General features: G+C 48.2%; 20 protein-coding genes. 5 read left to right on the top strand and 15 right to left on the bottom strand.

Annotation, left to right across the window (positions count from 1 at the left end; translation table 11 throughout):
- Positions 1–34: 34 nt before the first annotated feature.
- Positions 35–1816: an ABC transporter ATP-binding protein gene (locus PDUR_RS02385; protein ID WP_042204927.1), complete on the top strand. Its 1782-nt coding sequence runs from the start codon at positions 35–37 to the stop codon at positions 1814–1816.
- 408 nt (positions 1817–2224) lie between these two features.
- Here PDUR_RS02385 and PDUR_RS02380 read toward each other — a convergent pair whose 3' ends face one another.
- Positions 2225–2998, bottom strand: a complete 774-nt coding sequence (locus PDUR_RS02380) for a PhzF family phenazine biosynthesis protein (RefSeq protein WP_042204926.1) — start codon at positions 2996–2998, stop codon at positions 2225–2227.
- 109 nt (positions 2999–3107) lie between these two features.
- Here PDUR_RS02380 and PDUR_RS02375 point away from each other — a divergent pair, with 109 nt between their 5' ends.
- Entirely contained in the window at positions 3108–4502 is a 1395-nt protein-coding gene (locus PDUR_RS02375; RefSeq protein WP_042204925.1) for an aminotransferase-like domain-containing protein, read from the top strand.
- Positions 4503–4618: 116 nt separating this feature from the next.
- Here PDUR_RS02375 and PDUR_RS02370 read toward each other — a convergent pair whose 3' ends face one another.
- The 8 genes from PDUR_RS02370 to PDUR_RS02340 all read right to left on the bottom strand — a co-directional run bounded on the left by PDUR_RS02370 (position 4619) and on the right by PDUR_RS02340 (position 10590).
- Positions 4619–5899 (bottom strand): ABC transporter permease, encoded by a 1281-nt coding sequence (locus PDUR_RS02370; RefSeq protein WP_042204924.1) that lies wholly within the window; start codon positions 5897–5899, stop codon positions 4619–4621.
- Positions 5892–6794 carry an ABC transporter ATP-binding protein gene (locus PDUR_RS02365; protein ID WP_042204923.1) on the bottom strand — a complete coding sequence of 301 codons (903 nt, stop codon included), beginning with the start codon at positions 6792–6794 and terminating at the stop codon, positions 5892–5894. The genes PDUR_RS02370 and PDUR_RS02365 overlap by 8 nt, the downstream gene beginning before the upstream one ends.
- 3 nt (positions 6795–6797) lie before the next feature.
- Positions 6798–7718, bottom strand: coding sequence for an ABC transporter ATP-binding protein (locus PDUR_RS02360; protein ID WP_042208983.1), 921 nt, complete (start codon positions 7716–7718; stop codon positions 6798–6800).
- A gap of 13 nt (positions 7719–7731) precedes the next feature.
- Positions 7732–8139, bottom strand: coding sequence for a GntR family transcriptional regulator (locus PDUR_RS02355; RefSeq protein ID WP_042204922.1), 408 nt, complete (start codon positions 8137–8139; stop codon positions 7732–7734).
- A gap of 35 nt (positions 8140–8174) precedes the next feature.
- Complete coding sequence (locus tag PDUR_RS02350) at positions 8175–8906, bottom strand: hypothetical protein (protein WP_042204921.1); 732 nt, start codon at positions 8904–8906, stop codon at positions 8175–8177.
- Between the two features lie 203 nt (positions 8907–9109).
- Positions 9110–9619 carry a DUF4367 domain-containing protein gene (locus PDUR_RS29625; RefSeq protein ID WP_233277465.1) on the bottom strand — a complete coding sequence of 170 codons (510 nt, stop codon included), beginning with the start codon at positions 9617–9619 and terminating at the stop codon, positions 9110–9112.
- A gap of 118 nt (positions 9620–9737) precedes the next feature.
- Positions 9738–10094: a hypothetical protein gene (locus PDUR_RS29620; protein ID WP_233277464.1), complete on the bottom strand. Its 357-nt coding sequence runs from the start codon at positions 10092–10094 to the stop codon at positions 9738–9740.
- Positions 10095–10098: 4 nt separating this feature from the next.
- Positions 10099–10590, bottom strand: a complete 492-nt coding sequence (locus PDUR_RS02340; RefSeq protein ID WP_233277463.1) for an RNA polymerase sigma factor — start codon at positions 10588–10590, stop codon at positions 10099–10101.
- Positions 10591–10860: 270 nt separating this feature from the next.
- Here PDUR_RS02340 and PDUR_RS02335 point away from each other — a divergent pair, with 270 nt between their 5' ends.
- The 3 genes from PDUR_RS02335 (at position 10861) to PDUR_RS02325 (ending at position 14944) form a co-directional block, all read left to right on the top strand.
- Positions 10861–11667, top strand: coding sequence for a class I SAM-dependent methyltransferase (locus PDUR_RS02335; RefSeq protein ID WP_042204920.1), 807 nt, complete (start codon positions 10861–10863; stop codon positions 11665–11667).
- Between the two features lie 274 nt (positions 11668–11941).
- On the top strand, positions 11942–13234 hold the full coding sequence (locus tag PDUR_RS02330; RefSeq protein ID WP_052409938.1) for an ABC transporter substrate-binding protein: 1293 nt from the start codon (positions 11942–11944) through the stop codon (positions 13232–13234).
- Between the two features lie 12 nt (positions 13235–13246).
- Positions 13247–14944 carry a methyl-accepting chemotaxis protein gene (locus PDUR_RS02325; RefSeq protein ID WP_042204919.1) on the top strand — a complete coding sequence of 566 codons (1698 nt, stop codon included), beginning with the start codon at positions 13247–13249 and terminating at the stop codon, positions 14942–14944.
- Between the two features lie 89 nt (positions 14945–15033).
- On the opposite strand, the gene PDUR_RS02320 is transcribed toward PDUR_RS02325, so the two are convergent.
- The 6 genes from PDUR_RS02320 to PDUR_RS02295 all read right to left on the bottom strand — a co-directional run bounded on the left by PDUR_RS02320 (position 15034) and on the right by PDUR_RS02295 (position 18503).
- Positions 15034–15498 (bottom strand): DUF420 domain-containing protein, encoded by a 465-nt coding sequence (locus PDUR_RS02320; RefSeq protein ID WP_042204918.1) that lies wholly within the window; start codon positions 15496–15498, stop codon positions 15034–15036.
- Between the two features lie 36 nt (positions 15499–15534).
- On the bottom strand, positions 15535–16443 hold the full coding sequence (gene ctaG, locus PDUR_RS02315) for a cytochrome c oxidase assembly factor CtaG (RefSeq protein WP_042204917.1): 909 nt from the start codon (positions 16441–16443) through the stop codon (positions 15535–15537).
- 82 nt (positions 16444–16525) lie between these two features.
- Complete coding sequence (locus tag PDUR_RS02310; RefSeq protein WP_042204916.1) at positions 16526–16780, bottom strand: hypothetical protein; 255 nt, start codon at positions 16778–16780, stop codon at positions 16526–16528.
- Positions 16781–16886: 106 nt separating this feature from the next.
- Positions 16887–17054: a hypothetical protein gene (locus PDUR_RS02305; RefSeq protein ID WP_156130246.1), complete on the bottom strand. Its 168-nt coding sequence runs from the start codon at positions 17052–17054 to the stop codon at positions 16887–16889.
- Positions 17055–17549: 495 nt separating this feature from the next.
- Positions 17550–17873: a cytochrome C oxidase subunit IV family protein gene (locus tag PDUR_RS02300; RefSeq protein ID WP_042204914.1), complete on the bottom strand. Its 324-nt coding sequence runs from the start codon at positions 17871–17873 to the stop codon at positions 17550–17552.
- A gap of 3 nt (positions 17874–17876) precedes the next feature.
- Complete coding sequence (locus PDUR_RS02295) at positions 17877–18503, bottom strand: cytochrome (ubi)quinol oxidase subunit III (RefSeq protein ID WP_042204913.1); 627 nt, start codon at positions 18501–18503, stop codon at positions 17877–17879.
- Positions 18504–18509 lie beyond the last annotated feature (6 nt).

Here is an 18509-nt window from a genome sequence, read left to right as displayed (position 1 = left end):
TTAATTGAATAAGATTTAGGGATGAGTCATCAGTATGAATATAAGGACAAATAAAGAGAGTAGAACTGGAACTAAAAAAGCGATATTCAAGCGGATATTTGAATGTATAAAACCTTATTGGAGACAAACACTGTTTACAATAATTATTTTATGTATTACCTCCTTGCTAGGTGTACTACCATCAATAATAGTGCAACAGATTATCGATCGGGCTCTCCCTGGGAAAGACTTTAATCTACTTGTTCTACTTGTTTCGTGTTCATTAATTTCAACCGTAATTTCAAGCTTATTAAGTGTATGGCAAAGTTATTTAAGCACCTCTATTTCTCAAAATATAATTTATAATTTAAAAAACAAAATGTATCGCCATTTACAAGAAATGCCCTATCATTTTTTTACTACAGTTAATCAAGGTGAGATAATCACCCGTATGAGTAGTGATTTATCGGGAATTCAAGGTGTATTTAATGGTACAATCGTTAATTTTGTTAGTAATACTCTTATATTAATGAGTACATTTATAACTTTAATGCTTATGGACTGGAAGCTTGCATTACTTGGAATGTTTGCCTTACCTTTATTTGTATTTCCCACTAAAAAAGTGGGGAATATTCGATTGAAATTAGCAAAACAGACGCAACAACAATTATCCTTGGAAAATCAAATTATTAACGAGACACTTAGCATTAGTGGATTTAAACTGATGAAAATATTTAATCAAGAAATAAAAGAATCAGAGGCACTCCAAACAGTATCCTTTAATACCTCAAGGTTACAGATCAAGGAATTTACAGCGGGTCGTTGGTTTGTAATGATTATGACTGTTTTCACTAGTTTCGGTCCTTTGCTTATCTATTTATATGGTGGCTTTTTATTTATTCAAGGTGAAATATCTATTGGAGCTATTGTTGCCTTTGTAACATTACTGGCAAGGCTTTATGCCCCTGTTGGGCAATTATCGAATTTATATGTGGACATTGTTCGTTCTGAGGCCTTATTTGAACGTATCTTTGAGTATTTTGACATGAAACCTCAAACTACGGCTTCTATCTCATTATCTCCCTGGAATGTTGCTACTCACGACATCGTATTTAATAACGTTAACTTTGCATATCAAATGAATAAACCTGTTTTAAAAAACATCTCATTTACTGCTTATTCAGGTAAAGTGACTGCATTAGTTGGTCCAAGTGGGTCAGGAAAGACAACAATTGTTAATCTAATTCCTCGCTTATATGAAATCAATTCAGGCAGTATTAACATAGGAGATGAAGATATCTGTTCATTAAATCTTCCATCACTTCGTTCAAAGATTGGACTCGTTACTCAAGAAACATATTTGTTTAACGGAACGATTAAAGAAAACCTATTATACGCAAAAAGTGAAGCTACTGATCAGGAAATAATTACAGCTTGTGAAGCTGCTTATATTCATCAGTTTATTATGAGTTTGCCAGAAGGCTATGAGACTTTGGTGGGAAATCGTGGAATTAAGTTGTCAGGGGGAGAAAAACAAAGAATCTCTATAGCTAGAGTCCTCTTGAAAAATCCACCGATCATAATTATGGATGAGGCCACTTCTTCTCTAGATACACTGTCGGAATACTATATTCAAAAAGCGATGAATTATCTACTTAAAGAAAAAACAAGTATAGTTATAGCACATCGCCTCTCAACCATTAAAAATGCTTCTAATATCCTTGTTATAAAGGAAGGGTCGATTATTGGGGAAGGGACACATGATGAACTTTTGAAAAAAAACGGCATTTACAAGGAATTATGCGAAAAGCAATTCGGGAAAGATTTTGCATACTGAAATCAGGTTAAATATTTGTACTTGAAAAGAACCAAACACTTCTGGAGATATGTTGTAATATCATTATATTTAGATCTTGGATAATCCCTAAGTGAATCGAAAGGCTTTACTTCTTCAGAGGGAGCAGCTTTTGAAGAGCTTGTAATACCGTTATTTTTCATCCTGGTTCATTTGGCCCTACTAAAATAATTTTGTCTTTTTTAATGTCAAACCAATCCGTATTCATAAAACTGCTTCGTCGCTATAGTGGATGCCTGATGTCTGCTTAGTAGAGAAATAGTCAATACTGCCAAGTAAGAACATTACTAGGGCGGGATGAATGATGTGGACCTAGCCCAAAAAAAAGTAGCTACAACTAATAAGAAAGTTCCTTTTTTCATTGTTTAAATCCTTTGTCATTATTAAAATTTAAATATATAGTTCTGCTATGGAATATAAAGCAGCCTTACCGCTTAATTTCGTACGTGGTCCTTCATAATCACAATATAGGACTCCTCCACGAGCTGATGCCTGATAAGCAACTATTGATTTTTGATTTAACCGGTCTGCCCAGAACGGAATGATATGACAGTGTCCACTACCGCATACAGGATCTTCAGGTACACTGCATTTAGGTGCAAATGATCTGGATACACAGTTATAATCTTTTCCTTCAGCTGTAACATGCAATAAAAGTCCATCCAGTTTTTTTACCTTATCTTGGTCAGGATTTACGTTACAGACTTGTTCTTCTGTTTCCAGAATACATACCAGGTCTCTTCCCATATATGCCTCTAGCGGTATTACACCTATGGCCTCTGCCATTTCATCGGTGACGTCTACCTTTTTCAAATCATATGACGGAAGGTCCATTTCAAATAAATCATCTTTTTTCACCACAACAAGCTCCCCGCTCATTGTCTGAAACGTGATTCTCTCCACATTTTTTTCATAATAGTTAGCAATAACATACGCTGTTGCCAATGTTGCATGGCCGCAAAGGTCAATTTCCCCGCCCGGTGTAAACCATCTAAGCCGGTATTCACCTCCTTCTTTCACTGCAAAAGCTGTTTCGGAAAGATTATTTTCAGCAGTGATTTTCAGCATCAGTTCTTCCGGAAGCCATTCATCCATAACGCATACCGCTGCCGGATTGCCTCCAAAAACTTTATCTGTGAACGCATCAACTACATACTGTTTCATTAGTTTATCCTCCTCCATACAATTTTAAATTTGTATTCATTATATAGTCATGTTATTATGCATACAATCATTCAATTGTATGTACGACAATGTTGTTGGAGGTAACGCTATGCCAATTAATTCATTCGACAATTTCCCGATGTCTTGGAAACCTAATAAATCCCTTATGAAACAACCTTATTTTACGTCTTTAGCAGATCAGTTGGAACATGATATAAAAAATGGCAGTCTGGCTCCTGGAACCAAACTACCGCCACAACGTGAACTTGCGGATTATCTTGACTTAAACTTTACGACCATTACCCGTGCATATAATCTCTGTAAAAAAAAGGGGTTGATATACGGTACAACCGGCAGGGGTACATTTGTTTCCCCTCACGTAAATGAATCCATAACCATTACCGGTGCTGACCTTTCTCCTAGTTGTATTGAAATGGGCATGGTAAGCGGTTTTGAACAATACAATGAACTGGTGGCGCAGGCAACAAAATCAGTCGTAGAAAAAGGTTACCTAAACAGTCTTTATGGATACTCCTATCCAACTGGCCATCCCCACCAACTGGCTGCGGCAATCCGCTGGCTGGAACAAATGGGTGTCCATGTTGACAGCAGCCACATTGCCATTTTCTCAGGTGCCCAAAACACTTTAACGGTTGCACTTATTTCCTTATTCGAACCAGGAGATAAAATTGCCACAGATGAATATACCTACTCCAATTTTGTTGAACTGGCTAAACTATTACACATTCAATTAGTTCCTATTCCCGGTGATCACAATGGTATGCGGGCTGATTTATTGGAACTACAGTGTAAACAGAAGAAAATTAACGGCATTTATTTAATGCCAAGCTGCGCAAATCCGACCACCATTAAAATTTCATTGTCCAGAAAAAGAGAACTGGCCGAGGTCATCAGACGCCACAAACTGATTTTGATTGAAGATGAAATTTTCGCATGCATGATTACTGGCCTAGATAAATTTGAAACAATACCCCTGTTCAGTTTGGTTCCTGAGCAGACTCTCTATATAAGCAGTACAAGCAAAACTCTTTGTAGTGGTATCCGTATCGCTTTCCTTGCATTCACCGAGAATTTCCGCGAGAAAATATTACATGGTCTATTCAATAGCAATATCAAGACTTCTTCTTTAGATGCCGAGATTATTACAGAATTAATTTTAAATGGAAATGCCTATGCTATTGTTGAAAAAAAACGTGAACTCGCTGCAAAAGCAGGTGCAATTTTTGAACGATATTTTCCAGAGTGTCCTCCGCCAGCAACACCATACTGTTTTTATCGCTGGCTGCCGATTCTAAACACTAAACCTTCCTCCCAAGTGGAAAAAGAATTAGAACATGCCGGTATCAGAGTCTACCACTCGGATCGATTTATTGTCAGAAATCCAACGGATAAACCATTCCTTCGGGTCTCTCTTTCTGATGCAGGCAGTATGAGCAAACTCGAAAAAGGATTGGCGATTTTAAAAGAATATCTGGAAACCTAAACAAAGCCGACGAAGAACTCGGCGCGCCGACATACTCTGTTCACCAATATATAAAACCCTTGATACATCAGTGTTTTTGACGTATCAAGGGTTCTTAATTGTATCAAACATGTATTTTAAATCTTATAAGCCTTCATCGCCTTGCGCAGCTCCTTGATGCTCGGCCGCTTGCCGTACATCAGCACGCCGGTGCGGTAGATCTTCGCGGCCAGCCAGCCCATGCCGAAGATTGTGGCCAGCAGAATCAGCAGCGACAGGATAATTTCCCAGACGGCGACGTCGCCGACACCGATTCGCAGAAGCATGCTAAGGGGCGAGGTGAACGGTACATAGCTCGTAACCTTGACCAGCATCGTGTTCGCGTTTGAGATGCTGAACAGGGGTACGTAGAAGTTCACGAAGCCGAGCATCATGATCGGCATTACGGCCTGCCCGAGATCCTCGGTGCGGCTGACGATGGAGCCGACGGCGGCGTACATCAGGGCGTACAGGAAGTAGCCGAGAATATAAAGAATGATTCCGAACACCAGCAGGCTGACGCTGAGCTGTCCCAGGTCGAGATTGAAATCCTGCAGAACGCCCGAATTATGCGGCAGCATCAGGTTAGCTGCGATGGCGGCCGCGATAATGGCGATCTGAAGCAGACCGACCAGGAAGATGCCGATCACCTTGCCGAACATTTGCGCCAGCGGCGAGGCGCTTGTAATCAGGATCTCCATGATGCGCGAGCTCTTCTCCGAAGTGACTTCGGCCGCGATCATATTGCCGGTCATCATAATCGACATAAAGAACAGAATAAGCAGAACGTAGACAATAACATAATTGATTAACGAATGGGATTTGCCTTCAGCCGATTCCCCGTCGGCGCTGATCTTCTCTGTGCCAAGCTGCACCGGCGCATTCATGGCCGCAATCTGCTGCGGCGTCAGCCGGTCGCCAGCGATCAGCTGCGCGTTAACCTGCTGGAGAGCGGACTGGAGAAAGCTCTGCTCCTCTGAACTGTCGTCCTTGGAATGGTAGACGACCGAACCGAGCCCCGTACCTTTCTGCTCCGTTAAGGTAAGATATCCATCCACCTTACCGTCCGACAAAGCCTGCTTCAGACTGGGGTCATTCTCCGAAGCGTACGGAACGACCGTCGCTCCCGTTCCCGACTGCTGCGCGTAAGTCTGCAGAAGCTGTGCCGCGCGGCTGCCATTCTCCGCGATGACCGCAATGTGAACGCCCGGGCTTTGAGCGCTGCCGCTTCCATCCTCGCCCTTGAACACTTTGATAAAATAAGGGATATTCATTCCGATGCTGAGCAGCAGAACCAAAATCAGCGTTGTTATAAGAAATGATTTCGTTCTTACCTTGTTCTTGAACGTAAATCCGATAATCGTTCCCATCTTATTCATGAGATTCACCCACCACTCTGATAAAGATTTGGTTTAACGTCGGTTCCTTAAGTTCAAAATGCTCCACTTCGCCCTGCTCCATCGCTTGCCGCAAAATGCGCTGAGCCGCGCCGATTTCGGATATCCGAACGAGATATCCTCTCTCCTGCTGCTCCACGGCGGTCACGCCGGAAATGCGGTCAAGCCCGGTCACTTCACCCGGGGTGCGCAGCAGCACCTCTTCCCGCGGATAGCCTTTCTTGATCTCGCGGATATCGCCTTGAACGACCGTATTGGAACGGTCCAAAATCGTAATATGGCGGCACAGCTCCTCAACATGCTCCATCCGGTGCGTAGAGAACAAGATGCTCGTTCCCTGGTCGCGAAGATCCCTGACCGTATCTTTAAGCAGCTCGACGTTGACCGGATCAAGGCCGCTGAAGGCTTCGTCAAGAATCAGAATCTGCGGCTTATGTACAACGGCTGCAATAAACCCCATTTTTTGCTGATTGCCTTTGGATAGCTCCTCAATTTTTTTGTTATAGTACTCCGGCACCTCGAAGCGGTCCAGCCAGTAACGCAGGCTCTTGTCGGCATCGCTAGCGGACATGCCGCGAAGTCGCGCAAGGTAGATAATCTGTTCGCTGACTTTCACTTTGGGATACAGTCCCCGCTCTTCGGGGAGGTAGCCCATGATGGACTGAAGCTCGCTGCTGAACGGCTTGCCGTTATACCGGATATTCCCTCCGTCAGGATAAATCAGGCCAAGCACCATGCGCATCGTCGTCGTCTTGCCCGCGCCGTTGGCCCCCAGCAAACCGTAGATCTCCCCCGGCTCGACACCTAGGGTAATTCCATTCACCGCCGTTTTGTCTCCGTACTGCTTCACAACACCTTCCAGCTTTAGTGCTTCCATTCTCTAGTCTCCTCTCCTTAGATCGACAAGATCGGGACGGTGTCCCATGGTCCACAAGCTCAAAATCTCCTCCAAATCCAGACTGCGGCTCTTGATCTTCTTTACGCCCAGATGTGCGAAGCGTTTCTCTAAATCCGGCAAACGGGAGGTAATCATCGACGCCATGCCGGGAGCCTGCATACTCAGTTCCAGCGCCTCCGGCAGCTCAGCCGCAAGCTCCGCCAGTTCTTCTTCGTCCTTCGCATCTACCCACACTTCGTTCCACATGCCAAGCAGGCTGTCTTTCTCCGCCATGCCGAGCAGCTTCCCATGATGCAGAAGGACGATATAATCGGCCAGCCGGCGCACTTCTTCAACAATATGCGTAGAAATGATGATCGTTGCCTGCCGTTCATCCATGTAGCGCTGGAACGTCTCAATCATTATTTTCCAGGCAAAAGGGTCCAGCCCCGATGAAGGCTCGTCGAGCAGCAGCAGCTTCGGCCCGGCGGCCAGCGCGGCCGCGATCTCGAACTTCCGGCGCTCGCCTTTGGACATTTTACCGAGCCTAGACCCTCGCGGTACCTCGAATTTATCCAGCATTTCCTGGAAAAAGCCGCCGTCCCACTCCGGATACCAGTGGCTGCGGAAAGAGGCGGCCTCTTCCGGCGTCCAGTGGTCCTCTTCGTGAGCCGGAGCTTCAGCCACATAGGCGATGGTCCGGCGGACTTCCAGCGGCAGGCCTCCATCAAAGCTACCGCCGAACCAGAGAATAGTCCCTTCGTCCGGATACGCAAGCTTCATCAGCATGTGCAGCAGCGTGCTTTTGCCGGAGCCATTCTGTCCCACCAGCGCGATAATATGTCCCTCTGGCAGCGTCAGATCAAGCGGACCTATCGTTTTGCTCTTCCGTTTTTTGCTGACATTCCGCAGTTCAACCACCATTTGCGCCACAGGCTTACTCCCCCTTTACGTCCTCTTCTCCGTATTTAAGCTTCACAATCTCCCGAAAAAGCGCACTCAGTTCCGCCTCGCCGAACTGTACCGAGCGCCCGGCATCCACCGCCGCTTCCAGCGCCTTGCGGACCGTCGCCCGCCTGTATTCTTCCCTCGCCCCGTCTCCGACATGGGAGACAAAGGTTCCCGTTCCCTGCTTCGTCCGCAGCAGCCCTTCTCCCTCCAGGTCCTGATACACCCGGCGAACCGTAATCACGCTGCATTTCAAATCCCCGGCGAATTCCCGGATGGAAGGCAGCAGCGTTCCTTCTATGAGATTGCCGCTGATAATCAGTGACCTGAGCTGCGTTTCAATCTGGTGGTACAGCGGCTCCGCGCTTTTTTCATCAATTTGAATCGGTATCCACACCGCTTACACCGCCTTCCGCCTGCAAGCCGCCCTTATCATGCAAGATCACGGCTCTTCAACTTGTGAATGGTCCATTTGGAGAACAGTTGTACGGAGAGCGTTCCCGCCAGCAGCGTGCCCCACATCAGGGGTGACAGCAGTCCCCATTCTTTCGAGCAGGCGAAGCTGTATAACAGCAGATTCCCGCCCGCCCACTTTACCAGCATGGCCGTCCCGAACGCGAGCAGCATCATCAGCATAATAAACCAGAAATACGTTCTGCCGCTGCACGAGAATTCAATGAAAATGTACAGCCCTGTCAGCAGAAACCCGAAACCAATCCAGGTTAAGGCAAAAACGATATAACCGAGCGGCGAAAGATCGTCCCTGAGATGATTGCTGATGGCGTACACCAGTCCGAAGAACAGCACTCCGTTCAATCCGAATGAAGTAAGGGACTGCAGCTTTCTTTTACATAGGATGACGCTCGCTGGAATCGGCAGGCTTGAGTGGTAAGCCAGCATTTTCGTATACGTATCTCCGCTCCAGTATTTCATCGCGTGCTGCCGGCAGTACGTGAATCCGAGCAACGGTGTCAAAGCAAGCAGCAAATAATCGGCGATCACCTTTCTTTCATGATTACCGATGGAGTCATTGATGACCATGCCCGTCAGCCCGCCGAGATAGCCCATGAAGACGATGGAGAACAGCAGCTGAAACAGAATCCTCAGCTTATCCCCTCGGTAATCCCCCCGTATCATAAACCACGAATCTTTGAGTGTTTGCATTAAGGTTAACCTCGCTTTAAATGTTGATTACGTGTGCTTACTGTATATATCTATATACACAGTATATGTCCTTATTTTTCCAACGTCAAGGGGATACGGTCAAAAAATACTGCCCACAAAAAAGAAGCCTTCCGAGGCTTCAATTTTGAAATATGTTCGGTTTGGTCCAAATTTGGTTCCTCGACCCGCTCATTCAGGCTGGATCAATGGGATGTGAGTACATCCTCAGCAATTTTTACCAGGTCCTGCTTGGACAGCTGACTATCCTGGTTATCATAAATTTCGTAGAGTAAATGATTGTTGTCATCTTTCCATCCAAGCCAGTTTTTGCGTGCATTTGTGGACTGGTTGGTCTCACTCGAGTTGATGTAAAATACTTCGGTTCCCTTAATCGTCAGCTTTTCAGCCGTACTTTGATCATTCTGGATGACAGTCGTCAGCTTGGAATCCGGGTTGACTGTTCTGACGGCAATATTCACATAGTCCTTCCCTTTTGCATATCGGGCTAAAGTGAAGTCCGCCTTCTTCCAGTTCAGCTTCTTCATAAACAGCTTTTCACTTGCTGGAGCGGATTCGGATTTCCGGATGAGTTCATCCGCTAAAGTACGGTACTCCGCATTTTTCAGAGGTCCAGGGAAAATGATGCCATAAGCAGGAGATACATATCCGTAATCAAAGTGGTAGCCATCCGGCAGATGAGAAGGATTATTCAAGAGCGGCGCCTGCGTTCGTTTGATTTCATCCTGCAGGCTGCTGAAGCTTGAGAATTCAACCCATTTGTATTCGAATTTGACCGGATGCCACTGATCTGCGTTATTAAAAAAATCATCCTTAACGTAATAGGCGGCATACTCCCGGCTGAAGCCGGTCTTTTACCTGCTGGCTGTACATCCAATACAATTGTGTATATTGTTTAGAGAAATCCGTTGGTTCCTCAGCTTTAGCCGTATTTAATACGACATCGCCCTTGCTGTTGCGGAATTCAAGGTATTTCGAAGCCGCGTATCCGGTCACAGAGGCACTCAAAACAAAGAACGTGATCATAACGGGGGCGGAGATACCTGGCCGCAGGCGCATCTTGGCAGTCAATCCTGCTTTTCGTTGTCCCTTCTGATAGACCTGGTCCATAACTTTGTCCGTGACATCAAAAGCTTGGATTCTTAACGCTTTTTCCGGAAGCAAATCCATTTTTTCAGGCTTTTGTCTTGAAGAGTGTGTTGTAACTCACGCATTTTTCTTCCTCCTTCATATGGTCCATTATTTTTTTGAGCTTTGTTTTCGTTCTGCCGTATTTTTTCTTGACTGCTTCCTGGCTTTTGTTCATTATTTCACCGATCTCATCAAAAGACTTTTCCTCAAAAATTCGCAGCACCAGCAGGGTCCGCTCCTCCGCTGTCAGTTTGTCCAGCGCCCGGCTGAGCGGTTCACTGAAAAGTTGACGCTCTATAACCTGTGCAGCGCTGTCAGTGGTCATGTTTGGGGTGAACAGACCGACCTTAAATTTTTGTTGCAATTTCTTTCGGTGGATCAAGTTCAGGCAGTGATGATAAGCCATTTTATACAGCCAAGAGGAGAAACTGACAGTCGGCTTGTACATGTTGATTTTCTCAAATGCCTTGACCAGAATGTCCTGAACGGCGTCTTCCGCCTCTTGTTCACAAACGAAGCGAGCCCAAAGGGACACCTTCTCTATAAATTCTCCAGAAGATAATTATCGGCACCTTTATTACGTTAACGGGCAGCATAGTTATAAAAGAACTTTCATTGATAATAAAATTTGTGCCATTTATAATCATAGTGAACAACTTTTTCTTGATTTTTAGTTATTTTCCAGCTCCATTAAATACTGATGAAAGGATGATGTCAGATGATAAATACAAAATTGTCCGCTCGCATAATTTCTTGGAGGGTGACTATACTTTAACTCTCCCAAAAAATGGAGGATTAGTTTACTATGTCATTTAACTGGATCAACGCAGAGGAGTTTTCTTTTAACAGCTTTTTATTAATGGACAGATGGATTGTTCGAATGATATGCAACAAGTATGTTGGATGGGATGAGTTTTGCGATAACTTGGGCATAGCTTTAGCATATAACCCCTCAGTAGCGTGGTACTTTGCTCATAAAAGTCCTGAAAGCAAGCCTTCGATTGAACAAATGATTGCAAAGGCGCCCAAAAATCTTACACCTCATGAAATTCGAAAAGCAGAGGTATTTGTAATTCACGCAATGGAAACTTCGGTCGTTTATGTTTATCCCGGCATTATGAACCAAAATTGCGATTATATTTACGACTGGGACAAACAGTTACTATTTGAACTTGCAGATTTTACGGACAAGGTAGTTCTCGATCTGGGAAGCGGTACAGGAAGGCTTGCTTTTGCCGCAGCAGAAAAGGCGAAGCGTGTTTATGCAAGCGAACCTACCGATATGCTGAGGGAGTACATGCGGGATAAAATCAAACGTGAGAATATTAATAATGTTGTAGTCGTAGATGGCACGATCGAGCAAATCCCTTATGAGGATAATTCCTTCGATATTGTTATGTCGGGGCATGTAGTGGGCGACAATTATGACCTTGAGATTGCTGAACTGTCAAGAGTTGTTAAGAACGGTGGTTACATTATTGATTGCATCGGGGAAGATAATAGGAAAAGAGAAGCCGATGAAGAATTAATAAAAAGAGGCTTTGAGCCGTTTTATCATGTTAGTAAATCTGGCGGCGATATATATAGGTACCGTAAGCTGGTTAGTAATTGAACACTCGGATTAACCTCATATGACATCATTCGGCGGCCTGCTCCCGGTGTTTAACCGGCGGCGGGCCGCCCTGCTTTTACCGCACTGAGCCCCTACTCTCTACGAGTAAAATCCGCCTGAACACTGAACCTCTCACTTCCCTTCACAGTGTACACGGCCATGCACGTCATGATATCCTCCATCGCCATTTTCCAAATTATGCTTGATACAATTTAGCCTGGCGGATTCCGATATATATAACAGTTTGTCATTTATCTTTTTGGGGGGTAAACGGGTGAAGAAGTATGCATGGACACGCATCTTCATAATGATTTTGGCTAGCCTGGCTTTAATTGTCGCAGGATGTTCCAACAAAACCGTTGAAGAACACAAGACGGAGGATACCAGCATCACACTGAAAGTCTTCTGGTGGGGGTCGGAAGATCGGCAGAAAAGAACAGAAGCGGTCATCAAGCTGTTCGAAGAGCAGCATCCCGAAATTAAAATCGAAGGCTCCACCGTACCGTTATCGGGGTATTGGGATCAATTGGCCATGAAAGCGGCAGACCAGGATTTTCCTGACGTGCTTCAGATGGACTACAGTATGATTGCCGATTATTCCATGCGCAAGCTGCTTGAACCACTGGATGCTTTTGTGAAGAAGGGTACGATCAATTTGAGCGATGTGGACAGCGTGTACGCCGATCCAGGCAAAATCAACAATGCGCTGTACGGTATTTCACTCGGCGTTAACGCACCTGCATTGATTTATGATCCCAAGGTATTCCAGCAGACGGGCATCAAAGGACCCGGGCAGGAAATCACCTATGATCAATTGATTGAGATAGGCAAACAGCTCAAAGCCGAGCTTGGCGAAGATTTCTATCCGCTGGATGCGGAGACGCTGGACTTCAGCTATTACATCCGGCAAAAAGGAGCGACGCTGTTCAGCACCGACGGCAAAGCGCTGGGATATGAGAACGACCAGGATCTGACTGATTTTTTCACACTGCAAAAGACACTGGTGAACGAAGGCATAATGGGTTTTTCCGGTACTAAGGAAGAGAAGGATTCGTTGATCGTTAAAGGCGATTCCGCTTTTAGCCCGATTACGAGCAACCGGATCATTCTTTATAACCAGCTTAAGGGAAGCACGATCCGCATGATGCCAATGCCGACCCTGCAAGGCGGAGAGGAAGGGAATTATCTGAAACCGTCGCAATTCTTCTCCATTTCGTCCTACAGCAAGCATAAGGAAGCCGCTGCCGAGTTCATCGATTTCTTCACCAATGACACTGCGGCAAACGAAATTCTGCAAGGAGAGCGTGGGGTGCCGATTGCCGGAAAAATTCGGAAGCTGTTATCGGAACAAGCGAACGAAAGCGGTAAAGAGCAGTACAACTATATCGAGTACGTCTCGAACCACAACAAGCCGATTGATCCTCCGCCTCCGCGCGGAGCCAGCAAGGTAAACAACCTGCTGCTTCGCCTCGGCAAACAAGTCAACGATGGACTGAAGACGCCGGAGGCAGCCTCGCAGCAGTTCCGCAAAGAGGCAACGGCAACGCTTGCAGAAATGAATTCCTAAGGAGGTGAAGCGATGACAATCCTGCATTCTATCAAATCAAAGCTGCTGGGCAGCTTTTCACTGATACTCATTTTTCTGGTGGTCGTAGGAACGATCAACTTTTTCCAGATGAACAGCATCGAGAGCACCTACAAACAATTAATAGACGGGCGTTCCACTGCCGTCAGCCTGATTAAAGACCTGAGTATTGCGATCAATGATGAGAAAATAGCGACGAACTCCTACTTGTTGTACGCGGACGAGGCATCTCTGGAACAATATACGGCCGCAATTGCCCGTTACAAGAAGCTTAGCCATCAGCTTGAGGCCATTATTAATGATCCCGATGAGTGGCTGCTGCTGCAAGGCCTAAACCTGCTGCAGATTCAGTACACCAACTACGCTGAGCAAATGCTTGATCTGAAAGCGCAGAACAAGACAGCCGATTATATGGCAATCGGCTCAACAAATATTGAGCCCATCTCCAAGAAATTCTATGAAGCAGCCCAGAAATTGACGGGTATTCAAGAGAGCCTGCTGAAGGAGGGAATTGCCAACGCAGAAACACAGACTGCGGCTACCCAGAAGCTTTCGCTGGCGATTTCTGTGCTGGCTATCATCATCGGGTTAACCGTAGCCCTCTGGATCAGCCGGTCGATTTCGAGACCGGTGCTATTGCTTTCCAACGCTGCAAAGGTCATCTCCGGCGGCGATCTGACGATGCAGCAGTTCAAGATTTCCAGAAAGGATGAAATCGGCACATTGGCGGCTTCCTTCAATATCATGGTCGACCATCTGCGCCGGCTCATTCAGGAAGTCGGCATTAATGCCGAGCAGGTAGCGGCAGCCTCCCAGGAGCTGACGGCCGGGGCCGAGCAGACCACCAAGGCGACAGAGCAAGTCGTGGAGATTACGGGAGATGTTACGACCGGGGCTGAACGACAGCTCAGCACGGTCAGGGACGGACTCAAGGCCATCCATTATATGTCGGAAGAAGCCGAGATGCTGTCCACCGAAGCCAAAGCCGTGTCTAAAGAGGCGGATAGCTCTTCACATCTCGCCCAGGAAGGAAGTCTGAGTATCCGCACTGCCATTGAAACCATGCGCAACATCGAAGAAACGGTGAGCGACATCTCTCGCGAGGTCACAGTTCTGGGTGAGCGCTCTCAGGATATCAACCAGTTGGTTAACGTAATCTCTGAAATTGCAGGCAAAACAAACCTGCTTGCCCTGAATGCCGCGATTGAAGCGGCCCGGGCCGGGGACGCTGGCCGCGGCTTCGCTGTGGTCGCGGCGGAAGTCCGCAAGCTTGCAGAGCAATCCGCCGCTTCTGCGCAGAATATTGCCGGTCTGGTTGAGAACATTCAAGAACACACCATGACCACCGTGCAGAAAGTGGCAGTCGGTACCCACGTTGTAAGTTCCGGCATGGATGCGGTGCTCGCGGCGGGCAATTCTTTTGACACGATCTATTCGTCCATCCAGGGTGTTGCGGTGCAGATGGCTAAAGTAACAGATACCTCACAGGATATTTCGAAGAGCACGCAGCAGCTGGTCTCCACCTTCGAGCATATCTCAGCTGTGGCCGACAACACTGCCGCAGGCACAGAAAGCGTCTCCGCCGCCAGCCAGGAGCAACTCGCCACGATGGAGGAAATCACCAGCTCCGCCTCGGCGCTCGCCAAGATGTCCGAAGAGCTCATTGGAATGGTCAACAAATTCAAGGTATAAGCCACCAATCAAAAGGGTGCCTTAGCTGCCATTCACACGGCTTCTAAGACACCCTCTTCTTCTTGGACAGCTTTCCCCGCGGGACGCCTTTACGCGCCCAAAATCACTTCCCACACCGGCTTCGTATGCCCGCCCGGGTACATCAAATACAGCAGCACATACACTGCCACGCCCGTTATGGCCGTGATGAACCAGATCACAGAGGTGACTCTTCCCCACCTGCGGTGCTTGGCGTATTTCTCCTTGAAGCCCAGCGTCAGCGTCGTAATGCCGAATACGGCAGCGACGGTTGCAAGCACAATGTGAAAAATAAGAAACACATGGTACAGCCCCGACAGGCTCTCCGGCCCGCCCCATGACGTATTGCCCACAAATACCGTTCTCGACGCATACACAAGAAAGAACAGCACCGCAAAAATCGCGGCGGCAATCATCGTCTTCTTATGCGCCTCGCGTTTGCCTTTAATGATGAGTCCCCAGCCGATTGCCACAAGCACCGCGCTGATGACGATGAACGATGTGCTGATCGTTGGAAACACTGTGAATATATCCATGTTCGTCCTCCTAGACCTCACCGGCAGATGCACAGGTCAGTTCGCCGCTTTCACCCCGGAAAACTCCGGAAGCTCCTCGTCGCCGTCCTGCCCGTTCTCTTTTTTATACCAGTGATAGAAGACAGAAGCAAGCATGGAGGCAAAAATAACTTCCTGAATGAACTTCATCCCGATACCGCCGACCTGCTGGTCCACTCTCGGGGACATCACTTCAAAGAAAGCCGGTCCGCCAAAAGAACGCAGCAGCTCCGCGCTTCCGCCCGAAACGCAGTAGCCCATCGCTCTGGCCCAGGCGCTCGGGTCGCTGTACGTGGCATAAAGCGGCTCGCCCGCAAAAATAATCAGCCCGCACGCGGGCGTCAGCAGCACCATATTAAGGAAGATAAATCCCACCTTGGCCAGGCCGCCCCAGCGGTCACGCTCCGGCAGCGGATGGATCAGCGTCCACCACATCAAGGCCGAAGCGGCGAACAAAATAAAGTAATACAGCCGGTGAACGGCAAAATGCAGCATCACATAGTCATGGACCGCCGGAATATGGTACAGAGAGAACAGGCCGTTGAACAGCACCGCCGCCGTGACCGGATGGGCCAGAAAGGACAGGCGGCGGAAGGGATTGATTCGCAGCGCCGCCCGCCACATCTCCGCCGGAATACCGAGCATAATGAGCGGGACGCTAACGTAATAGGAGAGCGCCATGCTGAGCATATGAAAAGAGAACATCAGATGGCCCAGCAGACTGACCGGCCCGCCCTGGGCCAAATAAAGCGCCGCCATCCCGGCGACGAAGAAGATCCGCTGCCTTATAGTCGCTGGGGCCGTCATCCCGAGTCGGCCAGCCAACGGTCCGATCAGCACAAAATAACCGGAGACCGCAACCAGCACCGCCGCCAGAAACAACGGGCTCCATACATCGGCCAAGCTGAACACGTTCAGTCCGAGCATCGTTCAAGCCTCCCCGCGTTAGGATGTACGTCAATGATTCGCCTGTCCCGGCGCTGGCGGATACCCGAAGCCAGTACATGGCTTAGTGGGCGCTCGCCGAATACGCAGCATATCCACTTACCTCGACGCTCCCTCTTATTCGCTTCATAATCGCCGCCTCTGCCGCCGCTCGCCGAATCCGCAGCACACCCATTCCCTCATCGACTGCATACCCGCTACCTCTACCACGACTCCCCGTATGCGCACCACACCAGCTTACCTCTGCCGCCCCCTCGTATGCGCAGCTATGCGCAGCGTCCTCACTTACCTCTGCCGCCGCTCGCCGAATCCGCAGCACACCCACTCCCTCATTGACTGCATACCCGCTACCTCTGCCACAACTCCCCGTATGCGCACCACACCAGCTTACCTCTACCGCCCCCTCGTATGCGCAGCGTCCTCACTTACCTCTGCCGCCGCTCGCCGAATCCGTAGCACACCCACTCCCTCATTGACTGCATACCCGCTACCTCTGCCGCCGCTCCCCATATACGCCCGCCTAACTCTACCGCCGTACGCCGTATTCGCAGCATACCCGCCACCTCTGCCACGACTCCCCGTATTCGCAGCATACCTGCTACCTCTGTCGTAGCTGCCGACCTCATTCCCCAAGCTACTTTCGAATATCAGGGAAAACCTCCTGCTTATTTCGCCTTCTCGAACGATTTCCGCTATTAAACGGGAATTCCTCCCTCTCATTCAAGCGAAAACGGCCAAACCTTCGATTTCCAGTGAAATAAACCGGAGGTTTTCCGCTATAATCCAAAATCCCAGCTCCGTCGACCTCAATTAAGACGGAGAATTTCCAGTTCAGCCGAACCGGGCAACAGTTTTCACGTATCGCGTCATCGTCATCGTCATCGCTCAGGCTTTCCCGAACTATGGCCCCTGCCGGCCACTGCCGGCTCCTGCGGACTCAGCAAAGCCTCTAAGCTCTGGTTACGAAATGCACTTTTCCGTGCCCCGCCTATTGTTTTCGCAAGCTTGTTTAACTCCTTTGACGGCAGAGCCCGGACAGAGCTGCACTCCGAAAAAAAGAGCCGGCTCCTTCGCCCGCCAATCCCCCTTCATTCCCACCAAACCCAGTACATAGCCATGATGATACAGGTTCCGGCGATCAGGAAACCGCCCAGAATGAAAATGATCGGCATCATATGCCCCTTATCCTTCAAATGCATCCAGTAGCCCAGCTGCACAAAGACCTGAATGACGGCCATGACCAGCAGCAAAATGACTGCAAAGGCCACATTGACCTCTCCGGCCGCCACCGCCGCAAAAGCGATAAGCGTCAGCACAGCCGAAAGGATGAATATCAAAATATGCTTCTGCGGGCCCTCCTGACGGTGGCGGCGCTTCACGCCATGGTCCCGGGTATGCTGTTCAGCGGCCATATCCTAGCCCACCTTTCCGAGCAGATAGACAACCGTAAAGATGAAGACCCATACCACGTCGATAAAATGCCAGTACATGGCGGATACATAAATCTTCGGCGCGGTTACTGCGGTCAGCCCTTTATAGGCCAGCTGTCCGATCAGCAATGAGATCCACAAAATGCCGAACGCGACATGCGCGCCGTGGAAGCCGACCAGCGTATAGAACGCCGAACTGAACGCGCTTGTCGTCATACCGAACTCTTCATGCCTTACATACTCGCTGAATTCATAAATTTCCAGTCCGAGAAAGCCCAGTCCCAGCACCACGGTAATAAGCAGCCAATTCCGGAGCAGCGCCGGGCGGTTCCGGTGCATCGCCTGAATGGCGAAGACGCTGGTCAGGCTGCTGACGAGCAGAAGGAAGGTCGCCGCCGCAACAAGCGGCAGATGAAACAGATCATTAGCTGCCGGACCTTCATTCGTCTGATTCCGCAGCGCCAGGAAGGTGGCGAACAAAGTGCCGAACAGCACGGCCTCGCCGCCGAGAAACAGCCAAAAGGCCAGCACTTTGTTTCGGCCTTCGGCGGTCGCTTTTTCCGGTTCATGGGGCAGCCCGCTGTGGACCGATTCTGCATGCGTCGTTGTCATTTCCGG

The organism is Paenibacillus durus (assembly GCF_000756615.1).
GTDB classification, from domain to species: domain Bacteria; phylum Bacillota; class Bacilli; order Paenibacillales; family Paenibacillaceae; genus Paenibacillus_AQ; species Paenibacillus_AQ durus.
This window is presented reverse-complemented; position numbering and strand designations above follow the sequence as displayed.

What these genes read in the sequence shown, in the direction of transcription:
- PDUR_RS02295 (WP_042204913.1), bottom strand. Translation starts at nt 18,503, where the DNA reads ATGACAACGACGCATGCAGAATCGGTCCACAGCGGGCTGCCCCATGAA.
- PDUR_RS02365 (WP_042204923.1), bottom strand. Translation starts at nt 6,794, where the DNA reads ATGGAAGCACTAAAGCTGGAAGGTGTTGTGAAGCAGTACGGAGACAAA.
- PDUR_RS02300 (WP_042204914.1), bottom strand. Translation starts at nt 17,873, where the DNA reads ATGGCCGCTGAACAGCATACCCGGGACCATGGCGTGAAGCGCCGCCAC.
- PDUR_RS02350 (WP_042204921.1), bottom strand. Translation starts at nt 8,906, where the DNA reads ATGCAAACACTCAAAGATTCGTGGTTTATGATACGGGGGGATTACCGA.
- PDUR_RS02335 (WP_042204920.1), top strand. Translation starts at nt 10,861, where the DNA reads ATGTCATTTAACTGGATCAACGCAGAGGAGTTTTCTTTTAACAGCTTT.
- PDUR_RS02370 (WP_042204924.1), bottom strand. Translation starts at nt 5,899, where the DNA reads ATGAATAAGATGGGAACGATTATCGGATTTACGTTCAAGAACAAGGTA.
- PDUR_RS02385 (WP_042204927.1), top strand. Translation starts at nt 35, where the DNA reads ATGAATATAAGGACAAATAAAGAGAGTAGAACTGGAACTAAAAAAGCG.
- PDUR_RS02320 (WP_042204918.1), bottom strand. Translation starts at nt 15,498, where the DNA reads ATGGATATATTCACAGTGTTTCCAACGATCAGCACATCGTTCATCGTC.
- PDUR_RS29620 (WP_233277464.1), bottom strand. Translation starts at nt 10,094, where the DNA reads ATGGATTTGCTTCCGGAAAAAGCGTTAAGAATCCAAGCTTTTGATGTC.
- PDUR_RS02380 (WP_042204926.1), bottom strand. Translation starts at nt 2,998, where the DNA reads ATGAAACAGTATGTAGTTGATGCGTTCACAGATAAAGTTTTTGGAGGC.
- PDUR_RS02325 (WP_042204919.1), top strand. Translation starts at nt 13,247, where the DNA reads ATGACAATCCTGCATTCTATCAAATCAAAGCTGCTGGGCAGCTTTTCA.
- PDUR_RS02360 (WP_042208983.1), bottom strand. Translation starts at nt 7,718, where the DNA reads ATGGTGGTTGAACTGCGGAATGTCAGCAAAAAACGGAAGAGCAAAACG.
- PDUR_RS02305 (WP_156130246.1), bottom strand. Translation starts at nt 17,054, where the DNA reads ATGCTGCGAATACGGGGAGTCGTGGCAGAGGTGGCGGGTATGCTGCGA.
- ctaG (WP_042204917.1), bottom strand. Translation starts at nt 16,443, where the DNA reads ATGCTCGGACTGAACGTGTTCAGCTTGGCCGATGTATGGAGCCCGTTG.
- PDUR_RS02375 (WP_042204925.1), top strand. Translation starts at nt 3,108, where the DNA reads ATGCCAATTAATTCATTCGACAATTTCCCGATGTCTTGGAAACCTAAT.